Raw genomic sequence first — 14480 nt, 5'->3', positions numbered from 1 at the left:
CCACTTTACCATTCAAGTTTAATCATAAATTTTTTCAACAGCTTGCATTTTCTTCACTTTTTCTTCTGCCCCGCTATTTGCATTAATGAAAATTTGGTACGTATCTTTCCCTAAAGTACCTACAAATTCATAGCAAAGTACTTCGTTATGCAAATCATTTACTACCATTGCTTTTCGCTCTTCCATTACCTTTACATCAGGATTTATTTTTTTTCTTGCTTCTGCTGCAGTTAGCTTTGCCGAAGGGATTGTTCGTTTTTGGTGTGATGCTAAATATTCTTTCGCCGAAAATCCGACGATAGAACCGTCATCTAAAGCAATTTTCATTTGAATTGCTTCTGGATAAATTCGTACACCCTTCTCATTTACTACATACGTAAATACACCAACATTATCATATTGTGAGCTATCATAAAGCTCCATATTATGAAACTTATGGTCCTTTAAGAATTTCAAACCTTTACTTCCTGCATCGTTTAAACTAATTTTCTGTTCTTTAATTTCTCGATTATTCATAACCCAAATTGGATATCCGCCTTTTCCGGTAATATCCATATAAAACTCATTATTCGTTGCCTCATCTTTAATTTTTACACTATAGAAAGATTCTTTCGCACCTTTTCCGCTTTTCTCGACTTCTACTTTTTCATTTCCTTTTAAATTTAAAAACGATTTTGCAATTTTCGCCGCTTCATCTTTTGAAATTGCTTTTCCTTCTGCTTCAAATCCACCTTTTTTATTTTTTTGTGCACTTGTAAAGGTAGGTCCGAAATTTGTAGATGAATACGATGTTACATTTTTTTCTACTGTCTTTAATCCGTCAATAATTGTATTGTCTGCAGGATCACGATTTGATGCGAGCGCCATCTCAACATCCATCCAGCGTAAATTGTTTTTCAAAACAAGATGTTGCACTTTTCTTAGTTCATCTTGTATATTTCCTGCATTAGAATATAAAGTTTGTAACGTTTTGTATTCTTGATCATTTAACGGCTCTTTTTCTAAATCACGAATAGCTGCACGGTAACTAAAATCACCGATATTCGCTAAAAATTCTTCCGTTTTATTAAAAGGCATTAATGTTAAAGGAAGTTGCCCTACATCTGAACGAGCTTCAGATGTTAATCTCCATACATCTGCTAATGCAGGTGATAAAGATTGACGTGAATTCATCGCAAGCGTTGTTCCAATTTTATCGTGCAATAAATCTACCTCGTACGCTAAATCGTGAAATGCACGTTGATAGCTATTTTCTGCCCGAATTAATACTGCATTCTTCTCTTGATGCTCTTTATAGCCCCAGTATCCTGTCCCAACTACACCAACTGTTAATAATACGATTATAATACCTCGTAACATAGTTCCACCTCCGCTCTATTTACAGAAAATATGTTTCCCGATCTTTTTAATTTGTGGACGAGTCCAAATCCATTTACTTGTTGCAGTATCTGGATTGAAATAATACAATGCGTTTCCTGTTGGATCCCATCCATTTATTGCATCTAATACAGCTTTTTTCGCTGTTTCATTTGGCGTTAAATATATTTGTCCGTCTGCTACCGCTGTAAATGCTCTTGGCTCAAAGATTACACCTGAAACTGTATTAGGGAACGAAGCGCTTGTAACACGATTCAAAATAACCGCAGCGACTGCAACTTGTCCTAAGTACGGCTCACCACGAGATTCTCCATATACTGCGTTTGCCATAAGCTGAATGTCATTTTGGGAATAACCATTTGGAACATTTGTCCCTTTATTTTGAGGTGGTTTATTTTCTTGTGCTGTACCACCACTATTTCCTTTATTCGTTGTCGTTCCTTTATTAGCAGTTGACCTATCATACTTCGTTGCCTTCACGAGCATTTGCTTCGTTTTAGCTCCAGCTAAACCATCAACCGGTAAACCAAATTTCTCTTGAAAATTCCGAAGTGCCCAGTATGTACCCCATCCAAAAACACCATCTACTTTTCCCGTATAAAATCCGTTATATTTCAAACGAGATTGCAGTTCAATGACATCTTCACCAGATGCTCCCCTTTGAATGACTTGATTAGAAAAGGCTTCTACATTTTTTAGTTGTATACTACTGACCATGAAAGACAGTCCTATGAACGCAAGCAAAACTGCTATTTTAAAAATAGCTTTTTGGCGCATAATTTTCCCTCCTTAATTACGGAAATGATTTCTTGGTTATGTTTTGTAAAAGCCTCGCTTTTATGTAAAGAAGACAAAAAAATCCAAACTAATATCGTAGAAAGAATATGTAAACAATATAAAAAAAGGATAAAAGGAGTTCATCATGAAGAATTTTTTTAAGAGTGTCGCACTCGTCCTTCTGTTCCTAACAACATGTTCAAATGTATATACAGGCTCATCAATTGTTCATGCACAGCCGCCGTATGCCAAATGGGGTAAGCTTGCTGTAGAGAAAACGAAAGAACAGTACCCAAAAGCGGAGATTATTGATTACCTTCATATAGGTAGAAAACCAAAAACCGTTCAAATAACAGTTGAAAAATTTAAATTGTGGCTACGTGAAGACGGAAAAGAATATGGTGTTTTTATTGATGTAGAATTTGAAACGAAGACGGAGAAATTTATTAAAATATCGTTTCAGAAAACGAGTAGATAAAATGAAAGAAACCCGGCTGTTATGAATTTAAACAGCCGGGTTTCTTTCATTTCTAAAATTTCGATTTCCTAAAAATCTTACCAATATACAAATAGCGCCAATTACAACTGCTATCCCTATACTGTATAAAAGTACTCTACCATATCCACCTATTCTCGGATCTAAAAATGGATAAGGATACCAATTCACGATTGGACCACGAATTAAGCTATATAAAACGTAAAAAAACGGGAATAAGAGCCAACTTGAAGCTTGTTTCCAAGTGATTTTCTTATTTGGTGAATTTAAAATCCAATCTAAAAGCATGGCAATTGGCATGATATAATGTAACACCGTATTTACCCATGGTATTGCGGTTTGAAGTGATTCTTCTAACCCTCTTAATAATAAAAAATAAATGAGTCCAGTCGTAAGAATGTATACCGTTGCTGCACCACGAAGTATACCAAACTGTTCTGATTGACCAAATGTAGCTATTCCGATACTACTTAAAAGGAGAATACATGCAACTAAAATGTTACTTTCGATAGTGAAGAAACTAAAAAAGTTAACTGGATTGAACGGTTTCACTTGTGCCCGTATTATAAATTGCGTAATGATTGCACTAAATGCTAGAAGGCTTAAACATAGTCTAAATAAAGATAATGTTTTTCCATCTCCCATACAGTCCCTCCTCTTCTTATACAAACTTATAATTCTCCTGTACATGCTCGATAAATAACTTTAATGGAACGAGCCCACGTTTAGGCATATGACTACTTATTACAGCAACTACCTCTAACTGCGGAATGATAAAGATGTATTGCCCTCCATATCCCATAGCATAGTATATACAATACGGTATGTGAAATCTTTCGTTATTCAATACCCACCAGTGATATCCATATGCCCCGACATGTTCATACGTTTCAAATAGAGCCGCACTTGATTCTTCTAACCATTTCGATGATACAATTTCATTCCCCTGCCAATACCCATTCTGTAAACATAATATTCCTAACTTTAATAAATCTTTAGACTTCATTTTCATTCCGAAGCCGCCGACATGTATTCCTTGCGGATCTTGTTGCCACTCATATTCGGTAATTTCTAATGGATCAAATACATATCTTTTCGCAAACTGCTCTGTCGGCATTCCAGTAGCTTTTTGGATAATGTAACTAAGTAAATGCGAAGAGCCAGAGTTATAATTCATTTTTGTAGCCGGTTCTTCAATTATTGGTTTTTCTAATATGTACTGCACCCAGTTATCAGATTCTACAAAATCATTTGGGAACACTACTCCATTTCCGAACTCTTTCCAATCCTCACCAGTAGTCATTGTTAATAAGTGATATAGTGTTAAAGCATGTTTTTCCCCAGGTACTTTTTCAATCCACTCTGTAATTGGTGTATGTATATCATTTATATAGCCCTTATCAATTGCAATACCAATTAATAAAGATACGATACTTTTTGTAATCGAATTTATTTTATATAAGTTATTTGCACATTCGGGTGTTTTATAATACTCAGTTGTTAATTCTCCTTTTTGATAAACAAGGAATGTATTCACTTTTTTCTTTTCGAATTTACTTTCTAGTTGCTTGAAATCCAAAAACTTTACCTCCATTTAAATAGTTACTCCATTTATTATATCTTGTTCCTTCATTTTAAACATAATTGTGCTCAAATAAAAATAAACCTGTCAGCCATAATGAACTGACAGGTTTATTTTTATAATTTCGTACGAACATTCCAAAGCTCTGGGAAGAATTGTTGATCAAGTACTCGTTTTAAATAAGAAACACCCGAGGATCCACCTGTACCCATTTTATGTCCAATAATTCTTTCTACTGTTTTCATATGACGGAAACGCCATTGTTGTAGCCAGTCTTCAATATCAATCAATTTTTCAGCAAGCTGATATAAATTCCAATATTTCTTCACGTCCGCATACACTTCTATCCAAGCTGCTTCCACAGTTGCATCTTCTTCATAAGGCTGCGTAATATCACGATTTAACACATCTTTATGAATAGGGAATCCTTCTTTTACAAGTGCTTGAATTGCGACATCATACAAACTTGGTGCATGTAGCGCCGTATGAAGTCGAGCATGTAATTCTGGATCTTTTTCATAAATTTTTAATGCATGTGGCGTTTTATAACCAAGCGCATACTCAATCATACGATATTGATACGATTGAAAACCTGAAGCTTGACCGAGCGAGTCACGAAACTCAATGTACTCAGATGGTGTTAATGTCGCAAGAATATCCCAAGATTGAATAATTTGAGACTGAATTTTTGATACACGTGCTAACATTTTAAAAGCAGGTTGTAATTTATCTTTTTTAATAGATTCAATCGCCGCATTTAGCTCATGTAAAATGAGCTTCATCCAAAGTTCACTTGCTTGGTGAATAACGATGAACAACATTTCATCATGGTGGTCTGATAATCTCTTTTGAGAAGATAGTAAACTATCTAATTGTAAATATTCCCCGTACGTCATATTCTCTTTAAAGTCCGTATGAATCCCTTTTTCCATAATTACCTTTTCATTTTCTTTCATATTAGCCAAACGCCCCTTTTATATATTTCTACTTATATTGGTCTAATAACTGCTCGAACTGGACTTCCATCTGCTTCTGTTAAGGCAAGAGGTAATGCGATTAATTCATAATCACCATCTGTTACGTGATCTAGTACGACATTTTCTAAAATGTGTATTCCATGTTTAAACAATTGATGATGCGCTGCTAATTCTTTATCATCTAACGGATCAACTGACGGTACATCTACCCCGATTAAACGTATACCTTTCTCTGAAAGAAACGGTGCTATATCCGCACGTAAATGCGGGATTACATCTGGGAATTCATTCGCTTTACCATGTGAAGATGTGCGTAATAACAAGCGTTCTACTCCTTCTAAATGAAAGTTTTCTAATTCCTTTTTCCCGATGCTTTCAAGATTAGAAACATCAATGATTCGCGTAGGTCCGACATAAACTTGAATATCTAAATCTATTACTTTTTTTCCATCATTATCAAAATGAAAAGGTGCATCAATATGAGTACCTGTATGAATACTCATCGTTAACTTTCCGACATTTACTGAGCCACTCTCTTCTTTTGACCATGATACTTCATACGAGAACGGTGTATCCCCTGGCCAAGTAGCAATATCATTATTTAGCGGTTGTGAAATATCAATCCACTCTGAAGTTTTCATACTTATGCCACAACCTCTCTCTTATTTTCAAACTGCTTATACTCTTCATCTTTCATGATTTTCTTTAATATTTGTACAGATTTCCACACTTCTTCGTATGTGTTATATAAAGCGACTGGAGCAAGTCTTACTCCATTAGGTGCACGAAAATCAGGGATAACTCCATTTGCTTTTAACGCTTTACATATACGTGCTGCTTCTGCATGCTCTAAATAAATATGCCCGCCTCGTTTTTCATCCTCTAATGGATTTCCAATTGTAAATCCAAAATCTTTTAATTCATGATCAATTAAATTAAGCATGTATCTTGTAATATGTAGGGATTTTTCACGTAAACGTTCTATACCAGCATCTTTAAAAATTTCAAGAGAACCGATTAACGGCGCTGTACTTAATACGTGAGGGGTACCAATTTGATACGCACCTGCATGATCAGCAGCTGTTAATGTATGTTCCATATCAAACTGCTTATCTTTTCTAGAACTAAACCAGCCAGACAAGCCCGGAAGTCTATTAAAATGTTTTTTATTTACATAAAGGCCGGCAACACCACCAGGTCCTGCGTTTAAGTATTTGTAATTACACCAAATAGCAAAATCAACATCCCATTCTTTGAAATGATGCGGAATAGAACCGATTGAGTGACATAAATCGAACCCGATATGAATACCACGCTTATGTGCTTCCGCTGTTAAACGTTTCATATCAAGTATTTGGCCACTTCTATATAGTACAGAAGGTAATAAAATTAACGCGATATCATCTGTCATTGCATGAATAATATCATCTTCAGAAAGTGTTCTACCATCTCGGCTCTTTACTCGTACTAAATGCTCATCTGGATCTAAGCCTTTTAAACGAATTTGACTTTGAAGTGCATATATATCAGACGGGAATGTTAATTCATCAGCAAGAATTTTTGTACGTATTCCTTTCGGTTCATAGAAAGTTGCGATTACTTGATGAATATTCGTCGTCGTGGAACCGGTTACAATCGTTTCTTCCGGTAAAGCTCCAATAAGGGATGCTGTCAATTCACCTAATTTCTCCGAAAGAAAAAACCACGGATGCTCACCCTCAGTCCAGCCGTCAATGCCATACTCTTTCCATGAATCTAGCAAAGTAAGTAACGATTTCTCTGCTCTTTTTGAAAGTAGCCCTAATGAGTTTCCATCTAAATATATAGTTCCTTCTTTTTTATAAAATTCAGTTTGAAAATCTTTCAGTTCATCATGTTTATCACATTCAAGCGCATACTCATAAGTTGATTGGAATGGTTCTTTATACATGGTGGCACCTTCTTTTAATTTTCTTTTTATTCTAACTAATTGAAATATATCACCTTAGTTGATATAACGTCAATGATATTATGTCAGTTGACTTTATATATGAATTTCTTTTACAATACAGTTATATTTTCAGATATTTCAGTATAAAGAGGTGATTCTTTGAAAAACACTACTCTTTCAGCAAGAAAACACCGCTCCTTAGAAACAAAGAAAAAACTTTTACACTCTGGTTATACGACTTTTATACATAACGGATTTCAAAATACAACAATTACACAAATTATTAAACATGCAGAAACTGGTTATGGAACAGCATATGTATACTTTAAAAACAAAGATGATCTCCTCATCGTTTTAATGGAAGATGTTATAAATCAATTTTACGACATTGCTGAGCGCTCTTTTTCTCCTCAAACAAAAGAAGAAGCACGTAATATGATTCAAAACCAAGTGAGAGCATTCCTCCAACTAGCAGAGAAAGAACGGGCTATTTTACAAGTCGTAGAAGAAGCGATCGGGTTATCAAAAGAGATACGTCAAAAATGGGACGAGATCCGGGAACGCTTTATAAACAGTATTACGCAAGATATTACATACTCTCAAGAAAGTAAATTAGCGCATCCTGAATTAAATAAAGAAATTGTAGCACGTGCTTGGTTCGCAATGAATGAGATGTTTCTTTGGACGATTGTGCAAAATGATAAAAAGATCGACTTAGAAGAAATTGTGCATACATTAACTGAGATGTATACGACCGGGTTATATAAATAACACACCTTCAATAAGTAAGGTGTGTTATTTTACATCTATAAAAATATACTATCTGGGTATGGTATTGCTAAAGTAGGCTTTTCAGAAAATGAGAAATATTGTAGTTTTAAAGATTCACCATCTATCGATTTCAGTTTTCCACTAGTAATTTCACATTCAAACACAACAACAATATATTCTACTTGATCGCCATTCGGATATATATGACGGAACCTTTCCCCTCCAAATACCCCTTTTTGTTTTTTTACTTGCACTTTCAAACCCGTTTCTTCCCACACTTCCCGAACTACCGATTTTTCTGGAGTTTCTCCAGGTTCAATTGCTCCAGCTGGCAAGCTCCAGTATTCTCCTCCAGGATATTGAAATAAGATTTCTCCCTGCTCATTTTTAATAACTGCAGCTACACTCGGTATTAGAATTAGTTCATGGCCTAATTGCTCCCGGATCTTTTTATAATATAGCGACATAGACATATAATTCTCTCCTACTCTATAAATAACTGTATTCCCTGACATTTATTGTATAATAATACCAATAACAATAATAATTCCTATATAGAAAGGATAAGAAAATGTCTCAAGAACAACTAGTAAATAGCTTTCTATCATTTTTAGGTGCTACAAAACAGCCTACTAGCTTAAAGTTTTTAAATGAATTTATTAAAGCTCATCAAGAAAAAGTAAAGTGGGAAACTCTTACTAAAATAATTGACTGGAAAAAGGTAATGAAACAGCGGATTATTTTCCTTCCGTTGAGACATATATAGGCCGTATTACAACAAAAGGTCTGGGCGGCACTTGTTGAGTGCACTCGATTGGATTTCATTGGTTATTATCAAACCTTGGTTTTGACGTTTATTATTTGTATATGAATCCCGGACATTTATGCTTGCGGGTTAACTTAGAGCAGCCTTACTATGTTGATGTTGGTTACTGTGCACCTTTATTCCAAGCTTATCCACTTTATGAATCATTTCAAGTAAGTAATGTACGAGAAACTTTCACTTATAAAGTCTCAAATAATAGGATAAAAATTACTAGAAATTCAGGTCCAGCAAAAATTTTACATACAGAGCCAATACATTTATCAAGTATGAAAGAACTCATTTTAAGGTCTAACGATTGGCGTACATCTACTGTATTAAAGAAAATTCAGATTTTCGGTTATATCGATGGCATTCCGACTTCTATTAATAATAATGTTTTAAAACAATATTCCCAAGGTAAGAAAATAGAACAAAGCCTTACATCTTCTGGACTTAATTATTGGATAACAGAAAGATTTTGTATTAATCAAGAAATATGTGAAAGAGCTATTGAGATTTTCAATGAAAAATCTTCAAATTTCTTCAGCAATGTCCTTAGAAATCTCACCACGATTTTCAATAATATCCCAAGCAATATTAATTGAAGTCCATCTCATCAATGAATTCTTTTCAAATTTTAAAAACTCTATTATTTCCTCCTCTTTCATTTCACTTAGAATTGCTTTTAATTCACTTTCTTCTAATTTGCTTCTTTGATCATAATCAGTTTGATTTTGTATTTTTACATATTCCTTACTTTCTTGATAAAAAGCAATCTTTACTTGTTCTGGTGATAAATCCGCTAATAGGTTTTCAATTTCTTCAGCGCCTATTTCTTTACCTTTATTTATACATTTGAAATAAATATGTTTTAATCCTGCTCGGTCTTCTTTGTGATACCAAGATAATATCCCACAACTTAATATCCAAATAGAAATTAACTCTTCAATATCAGTAGCAATCTCCACAAAATCAAATAATTGATTATATATTAAATTTAAAGAGAAACGAAATTCTTCATCATGTTGTCTAACTTGCCATATATCATTAATCCCACTTTTTACTGCAGCAGTTGCAATTTCTTTTTGTATATCGTACGAGGCTCTATTACTCCCCTTTATATCTGCTACACTAGATAATTTATACAGTTCTAAACCTCGCGTTTTCCATTCTTGTGAATCTTGTTTAATTATCTTTTTAAAACATTTTAGTAGTGGCCATAAAGCATACTCCTTATGATCTACATAACTAACAACATCCCATTTTAACTTTTCATTAATTTCACTCATAAGTTCGGGTATTACTACTTAACCATATTTTTTAAAACATTCATGAGTTTCTTCGTAATTTTAAAATAAAGTTTGATTAAAAATATCGTGTTAGCCCGTATTCTATGGTAAATAAAAAGAATCCATTTTGAAAAAGATTGATCAAAATGGATTCTTATCCAGCAGGTTTATGTTTTGGTTTTATAAAAAAGTTTGATCATTTTCTATCAATGAAAACAATTAATTGACTATTTTTATTATGAAAAGGTCGGAGCAGGAAATTCATCAATTTTGATACGAAGTAAACTATAAGGTTTCTGTCGTAAGTCTTTTCCATAATGAAATCTAGGCTGTCGATGTAATTGGTTCACAATGACATACAAATATTGATCCGGACCAATTGAAAAAGTATCCGGCCACAAAATTCTCGGATCATGTGCAATAGTTTCCATTATGCCATTTGGCAATATCTTACGGATACTGTTGTTTTCATAATCTCCAGCATAAACATTTCCCTTTGCATCGGTAATCATTCCATCAGACGCACCTTTTTCTCCCCAATACTCCACATGATAAGGTAAATTCATGTCCGGTATCGTTCTGTCTCTCAGGGCTTCTGTTGAGATCGAGAACAAATGCCGACTGGTTAGTGGAGCAAAAAATAATATCTTTCCATCGGGAGAAATCGCAAGACTATCAGACGCCAACCTAAATGGAGAAGTTGAACCGTCTTTGTTTCGATTCATTAAAATTTGACCTTCTACTTTCGGTAAAAAATAGGGATCGGGTGAAGTTGAATTTGCTCCATTTAACCGTCTAAACGCGTTTCCATTTGATAAATCTACGACGATAATAGCTCCTGGTCCTCTTGAAGAAGAATCCGTTATATAGGCATAACCTGCTTTTCCAACACGAAAATCAAAACGGACATCATTCAGATAAGTTGTAGGCAGGACAACATCTTCTGTAAAGGTATATACTTTTCTTATTGTATTGGTTTCTAAATCAACAGCGACTAATTTTGCCCCCCCTTTAATAGGTTCAGAAAAATTAGGTGCCGCTGTATCTAATATCCAAAGCGTTCCCCTTCCATCAGCAACTACACTTTGGACACTGATGAAAGTCATGAGGATATTCTCGGGGTTAACCAAATTGGTTTGTAAATTAGGATAAGGCTGCAATTTATCCTCAAAAATTTCCGCCACCGTAAATTTAACATCGTCTCCCCATTTCGGAAAGCAAATGAAAATACGACCGGTTTCTGAAACAGTAACACCTGTAGGCATAGCCCCATAAAATGCATAAACTAGTTCTAAATTACCGAAATATTTTTCACTAGGTAACATAGGTTTCATAATATCCTCCTCAAGCATTCAAACGGGATATCTCCTATATATGATTTATATTTTTTCTAGTGCATGTTTCTTAATAAGTTTTTCTATACGAAAAGATGATTGAATTAATTGTTTTCGAAATTTAATAAGTCTGTCAGAAGAAAGGAAACATTTTAATTTAAAGGTCTCCAGATGAAGTAGAATTCAATTAGCATGTAGCGAAGTTCAATATTCCCGAATCAACGTTAAGCTGGTATAAAAAATGGGGAAATTTCTCCCTTTAAATTTGTGAAAAAATGTACTTCAGCTAATCTGCCCGTTAGTTTAAGGGTAACACTTCACAAACAATCTTTTGAGTATTCTTATTATTCCTGTTTCCTCAACAATCTGGCCCTTTAATTGAACGATACAACTGAAATTTAAGGGGGAAAAGAAAAACCTTATATTAATACAGGGTTTTATTAATCTTTTTTATAAATTATCAAACTTTATTTTAAATCAATACCACACTTCATTCCATGTACCATGAGTGACTAACGGGTGCTTTGAACAAGAAAATAAAGGTGAGTACATATTATACATGACTAATATGCGCTCACCTTTATTTTTTAGGATTTTTAGCTTTTAGGTCTTGATAATAATTTTTAGTGGTTTTATTTACAATTTATATTTAGTAAAATTGCTTTTCATGAATTGGATATAAGTCAAAAGAATTTCCTGGTCAATATAACTACGCGTGCTAGCCCATTTTTTCTTTATCCAGTCTACTTACAATTCCAACTATAAATTTATATTCAACCCTCTTCTTCTTAACCTTTTTAAACCCTTCTTTCGTATCAAAAATTAAACACGTTTTCCGAAACCACATTCGTACGTATAGTGACTCAAAATAAATAGGTTTTATAATTCCTCTTTCTTCAAATTCAGTTCCATCTTTATTTTCAGTTTCTGTTCGAACGAACCACCTATTTCCGAAGCCAATTTCAATATACTTCACATTAGTCCCCCTTTCGGAAATTACTTTCTAACTATTCTATTATTTCCCCGGTAAGCGCACATTCCGACAGAACATGAGCCCACAAAGAAAAAGTAGATTACAAAAATCTACTTTATAGCTTATATTTTTGCATTCGTTTATAAAATGTACTTCGAGGTACATCTAACAGTTTTGCAGCTAACGAAACATTTCCATTCGTCTTTTCTAGCGCTTCAATCATGCTGTCACGTTGTATTCTTTCGCGGAAATTTAATGTGTTCTCTATTTTATTTTCTGCTTGCAATGTAAGTTGATGTTGATTTCCCATCATTGTTTGTAATAAAAAAGGGATTTGTTTTTCGCATATTTCCTGTCCTTGCGATAAAATGTAAATGCGTTCTAATACATTTAATAATTCTCGAATATTTCCGGGCCATGTATGCTGATAAAATTGATTACAAATACTTTTTGGAAATACAACATTCCAATTCTTTTGTTCACAAAAATGTTTTATGAAGTACGGAATATCCTCTTTTCTTTCTATTAACGTTGGAACATAAAGCGGATAAACATGTAACCGATAATATAAATCTTGACGAAATTTCCCTTCTTCTACTAATCGCAATAAATCTTTATGTGTCGCAGTAATAATACGAATATTTACCGGTACCTCTTTTGAACTGCCAATTGGGGTTACTGTTCGTTCTTGCAAAACACGCAATAATGCGACTTGCATCTCTGGAGGCACTTCACCAATTTCATCTAAAAATATTGTTCCTCCGTCTGCTTGTTCGAATTTCCCTTTATATCCTTGGCGCCGTGCACCTGTAAACGCTCCTTCAGCATAACCGAACAATTCACTTTCCATTAATTCTTTCGGTAATGAACCGCAGTTAACAGCTATAAATGGACCATCTTTTCTTGGACTATTTTCATGAATCGCTCTCGCTACATATTCTTTCCCTACACCTGTTTCCCCGCACACATATACACTAGCGTCAGTTGGAGATACAAGCTTAATTTCTTCTAAAGTATGTTGAAATGCACTGCTTGTCCCAATAACTCCAGGGAAAGTAATTCCGTTTATAAGTGAGGCAGTTGAAAATAAATTTCCTTGTTTATTTTCCTTTACATAAATACATTTTCCTATCATTCTATCATTACTATATACCGGTACTTCTAATTTAGGTTTCAATCCATTTTGCATGAAATCTTCAAGTTTCATTCGTGACCAATTAGAAACTCGTTCTCGAACACTCTTGCTTGCAGAAACGATAACATCACGATGATTACAAATAACTACTTGTTCGTCACTATCAATGACATCTATAAAACGATGAATTAAGTGTAATTCATTTTGATGAACTCTTATGCTACACTCACGTTCTATCGCATGTGCAATTGAAGTTACCATACCGAGCATATATGGATGCGAAAATTCAATTGGACAGGAGAAATCTAGAACACCAATTAATTTCCCATCATCATTATGAATAGGAGCAGCTGCACAACTCCAGCTATGAGATGCCACGGAGTAATGTTCAGTACCACTTATCATAATAGCTTCTTCAATTTCTAGCGCTGTTCCAATTGCGTTTGTCCCCACAGCTGCTTCCGTCCATTTTACACCTTCAATAAAATTAATATGTTTTGCTCGCTTTAACGTTTGTTGATTTCCACTTAAGGATAGAACATAACCATCTGGATCGATTAATAATGCCATCATTTGTAGTTCATCAATGGTTTTTCTCATATTTTGTATTTGAGGTAGTGCTATATCAAGGAAAATTTCACTCTTTTTCTTTTGTTCTCGAAAAATACGAGAAGACAAAATTTTCTGACCTTTATTCATATGAGGATTCACATTTGCTTGTTTACATCGATGCCATGACTCTGAAATTCTTTTGTTTATACGGTTCGAATCAAGGACCCCTTCATCAACAAACTTTTTCCATGTATGTAAGTAAAACGGTGAAGCTAACATTGTATCATCTCCCTATTCATTATTTTGGAGATCTGTAAAAACATACTTTTATTATAAAACTGAATAAAAGCGTTTTCAATAAAACTAGAAAGACGACACAAATATGTTAATAATTTGAATATCTTAATGCGCTTCTTTGTGCTTTTTTAATAGCACTATGTTTTGTATAATGGACGCAAAGAAAATACATAACCAAAACCACT

Annotated in this window: 14 protein-coding genes and 1 pseudogene; 3 read left to right on the top strand and 12 right to left on the bottom strand. The window is 34.1% G+C overall.

Translation table 11 applies throughout. From position 1 onward, the window contains the following. Positions 1 to 18: 18 nt before the first annotated feature. Complete coding sequence (ypeB, locus tag AC0NJG_RS00855; RefSeq protein WP_087997273.1) at positions 19 to 1359, bottom strand: germination protein YpeB; 1341 nt, start codon at positions 1357 to 1359, stop codon at positions 19 to 21. 15 nt (positions 1360 to 1374) lie between these two features. Further along, on the bottom strand, positions 1375 to 2154 hold the full coding sequence (gene sleB, locus AC0NJG_RS00850) for a spore cortex-lytic enzyme (protein WP_087953505.1): 780 nt from the start codon (positions 2152 to 2154) through the stop codon (positions 1375 to 1377). A 145-nt stretch (positions 2155 to 2299) separates the two neighbouring features. On the opposite strand from sleB, the gene AC0NJG_RS00845 reads away from it, so the two are divergent. After that, positions 2300 to 2632, top strand: a complete 333-nt coding sequence (locus AC0NJG_RS00845) for a DUF3889 domain-containing protein (RefSeq protein ID WP_087997272.1) — start codon at positions 2300 to 2302, stop codon at positions 2630 to 2632. A gap of 27 nt (positions 2633 to 2659) precedes the next feature. Here the strand turns inward: AC0NJG_RS00845 and AC0NJG_RS00840 are convergent, their stop codons facing one another. From AC0NJG_RS00840 to kynU, 5 genes are all read right to left on the bottom strand, one after another. Continuing rightward, positions 2660 to 3295: a Pr6Pr family membrane protein gene (locus AC0NJG_RS00840; RefSeq protein ID WP_087953503.1), complete on the bottom strand. Its 636-nt coding sequence runs from the start codon at positions 3293 to 3295 to the stop codon at positions 2660 to 2662. Positions 3296 to 3311: 16 nt separating this feature from the next. After that, positions 3312 to 4229 (bottom strand): serine hydrolase domain-containing protein, encoded by a 918-nt coding sequence (locus AC0NJG_RS00835; RefSeq protein ID WP_087953502.1) that lies wholly within the window; start codon positions 4227 to 4229, stop codon positions 3312 to 3314. A 119-nt stretch (positions 4230 to 4348) separates the two neighbouring features. Continuing rightward, positions 4349 to 5188: a tryptophan 2,3-dioxygenase gene (gene kynA, locus AC0NJG_RS00830; protein ID WP_087953501.1), complete on the bottom strand. Its 840-nt coding sequence runs from the start codon at positions 5186 to 5188 to the stop codon at positions 4349 to 4351. Between the two features lie 32 nt (positions 5189 to 5220). Further along, positions 5221 to 5850 (bottom strand): arylformamidase, encoded by a 630-nt coding sequence (gene kynB / locus AC0NJG_RS00825; protein WP_087953500.1) that lies wholly within the window; start codon positions 5848 to 5850, stop codon positions 5221 to 5223. Positions 5851 to 5852: 2 nt separating this feature from the next. Then, positions 5853 to 7139, bottom strand: coding sequence for a kynureninase (gene kynU, locus AC0NJG_RS00820; protein ID WP_087953499.1), 1287 nt, complete (start codon positions 7137 to 7139; stop codon positions 5853 to 5855). Between the two features lie 159 nt (positions 7140 to 7298). On the opposite strand from kynU, the gene AC0NJG_RS00815 reads away from it, so the two are divergent. Next, positions 7299 to 7910, top strand: coding sequence for a TetR/AcrR family transcriptional regulator (locus AC0NJG_RS00815; RefSeq protein WP_087997269.1), 612 nt, complete (start codon positions 7299 to 7301; stop codon positions 7908 to 7910). 35 nt (positions 7911 to 7945) lie between these two features. Here AC0NJG_RS00815 and AC0NJG_RS00810 read toward each other — a convergent pair whose 3' ends face one another. Next, complete coding sequence (locus AC0NJG_RS00810) at positions 7946 to 8383, bottom strand: NUDIX hydrolase (protein ID WP_087953497.1); 438 nt, start codon at positions 8381 to 8383, stop codon at positions 7946 to 7948. A gap of 98 nt (positions 8384 to 8481) precedes the next feature. Between AC0NJG_RS00810 and AC0NJG_RS00805 the strand changes: the two are divergent. Continuing rightward, positions 8482 to 9320 (top strand): annotated as a pseudogene (locus AC0NJG_RS00805) (arylamine N-acetyltransferase family protein). Here the strand turns inward: AC0NJG_RS00805 and AC0NJG_RS00800 are convergent. The 4 genes from AC0NJG_RS00800 to AC0NJG_RS00785 form a co-directional block, all read right to left on the bottom strand. Further along, on the bottom strand, positions 9249 to 10004 hold the full coding sequence (locus tag AC0NJG_RS00800) for a hypothetical protein (protein WP_206766435.1): 756 nt from the start codon (positions 10002 to 10004) through the stop codon (positions 9249 to 9251). The pseudogene AC0NJG_RS00805 and the gene AC0NJG_RS00800 sit on opposite strands and share 72 nt — an antisense overlap. Positions 10005 to 10240: 236 nt before the next feature. Further along, entirely contained in the window at positions 10241 to 11338 is a 1098-nt protein-coding gene (locus AC0NJG_RS00795; protein ID WP_087953737.1) for an L-dopachrome tautomerase-related protein, read from the bottom strand. A 718-nt stretch (positions 11339 to 12056) separates the two neighbouring features. Beyond that, positions 12057 to 12314 carry a DUF3977 family protein gene (locus tag AC0NJG_RS00790; protein WP_087953495.1) on the bottom strand — a complete coding sequence of 86 codons (258 nt, stop codon included), beginning with the start codon at positions 12312 to 12314 and terminating at the stop codon, positions 12057 to 12059. 112 nt (positions 12315 to 12426) lie between these two features. Continuing rightward, a complete protein-coding gene (locus tag AC0NJG_RS00785; protein ID WP_087953494.1) occupies positions 12427 to 14277 on the bottom strand; it encodes a sigma-54-dependent Fis family transcriptional regulator in 1851 nt (616 codons plus the stop codon). Positions 14278 to 14480: the final 203 nt, after the last annotated feature.

The organism is Bacillus sp. SSR7 (assembly GCF_055902415.1).
This window is presented reverse-complemented; position numbering and strand designations above follow the sequence as displayed.

Coding starts and splice junctions, on each gene's coding strand:
- ypeB (WP_087997273.1), bottom strand. CDS start 1,359: ATGTTACGAGGTATTATAATCGTATTATTAACAGTTGGTGTAGTTGGG.
- sleB (WP_087953505.1), bottom strand. CDS start 2,154: ATGCGCCAAAAAGCTATTTTTAAAATAGCAGTTTTGCTTGCGTTCATA.
- AC0NJG_RS00845 (WP_087997272.1), top strand. CDS start 2,300: ATGAAGAATTTTTTTAAGAGTGTCGCACTCGTCCTTCTGTTCCTAACA.
- AC0NJG_RS00840 (WP_087953503.1), bottom strand. CDS start 3,295: ATGGGAGATGGAAAAACATTATCTTTATTTAGACTATGTTTAAGCCTT.
- kynA (WP_087953501.1), bottom strand. CDS start 5,188: ATGAAAGAAAATGAAAAGGTAATTATGGAAAAAGGGATTCATACGGAC.
- kynB (WP_087953500.1), bottom strand. CDS start 5,850: ATGAAAACTTCAGAGTGGATTGATATTTCACAACCGCTAAATAATGAT.
- kynU (WP_087953499.1), bottom strand. CDS start 7,139: ATGTATAAAGAACCATTCCAATCAACTTATGAGTATGCGCTTGAATGT.
- AC0NJG_RS00810 (WP_087953497.1), bottom strand. CDS start 8,383: ATGTCTATGTCGCTATATTATAAAAAGATCCGGGAGCAATTAGGCCAT.
- AC0NJG_RS00800 (WP_206766435.1), bottom strand. CDS start 10,004: ATGAGTGAAATTAATGAAAAGTTAAAATGGGATGTTGTTAGTTATGTA.
- AC0NJG_RS00795 (WP_087953737.1), bottom strand. CDS start 11,338: ATGAAACCTATGTTACCTAGTGAAAAATATTTCGGTAATTTAGAACTA.
- AC0NJG_RS00785 (WP_087953494.1), bottom strand. CDS start 14,277: ATGTTAGCTTCACCGTTTTACTTACATACATGGAAAAAGTTTGTTGAT.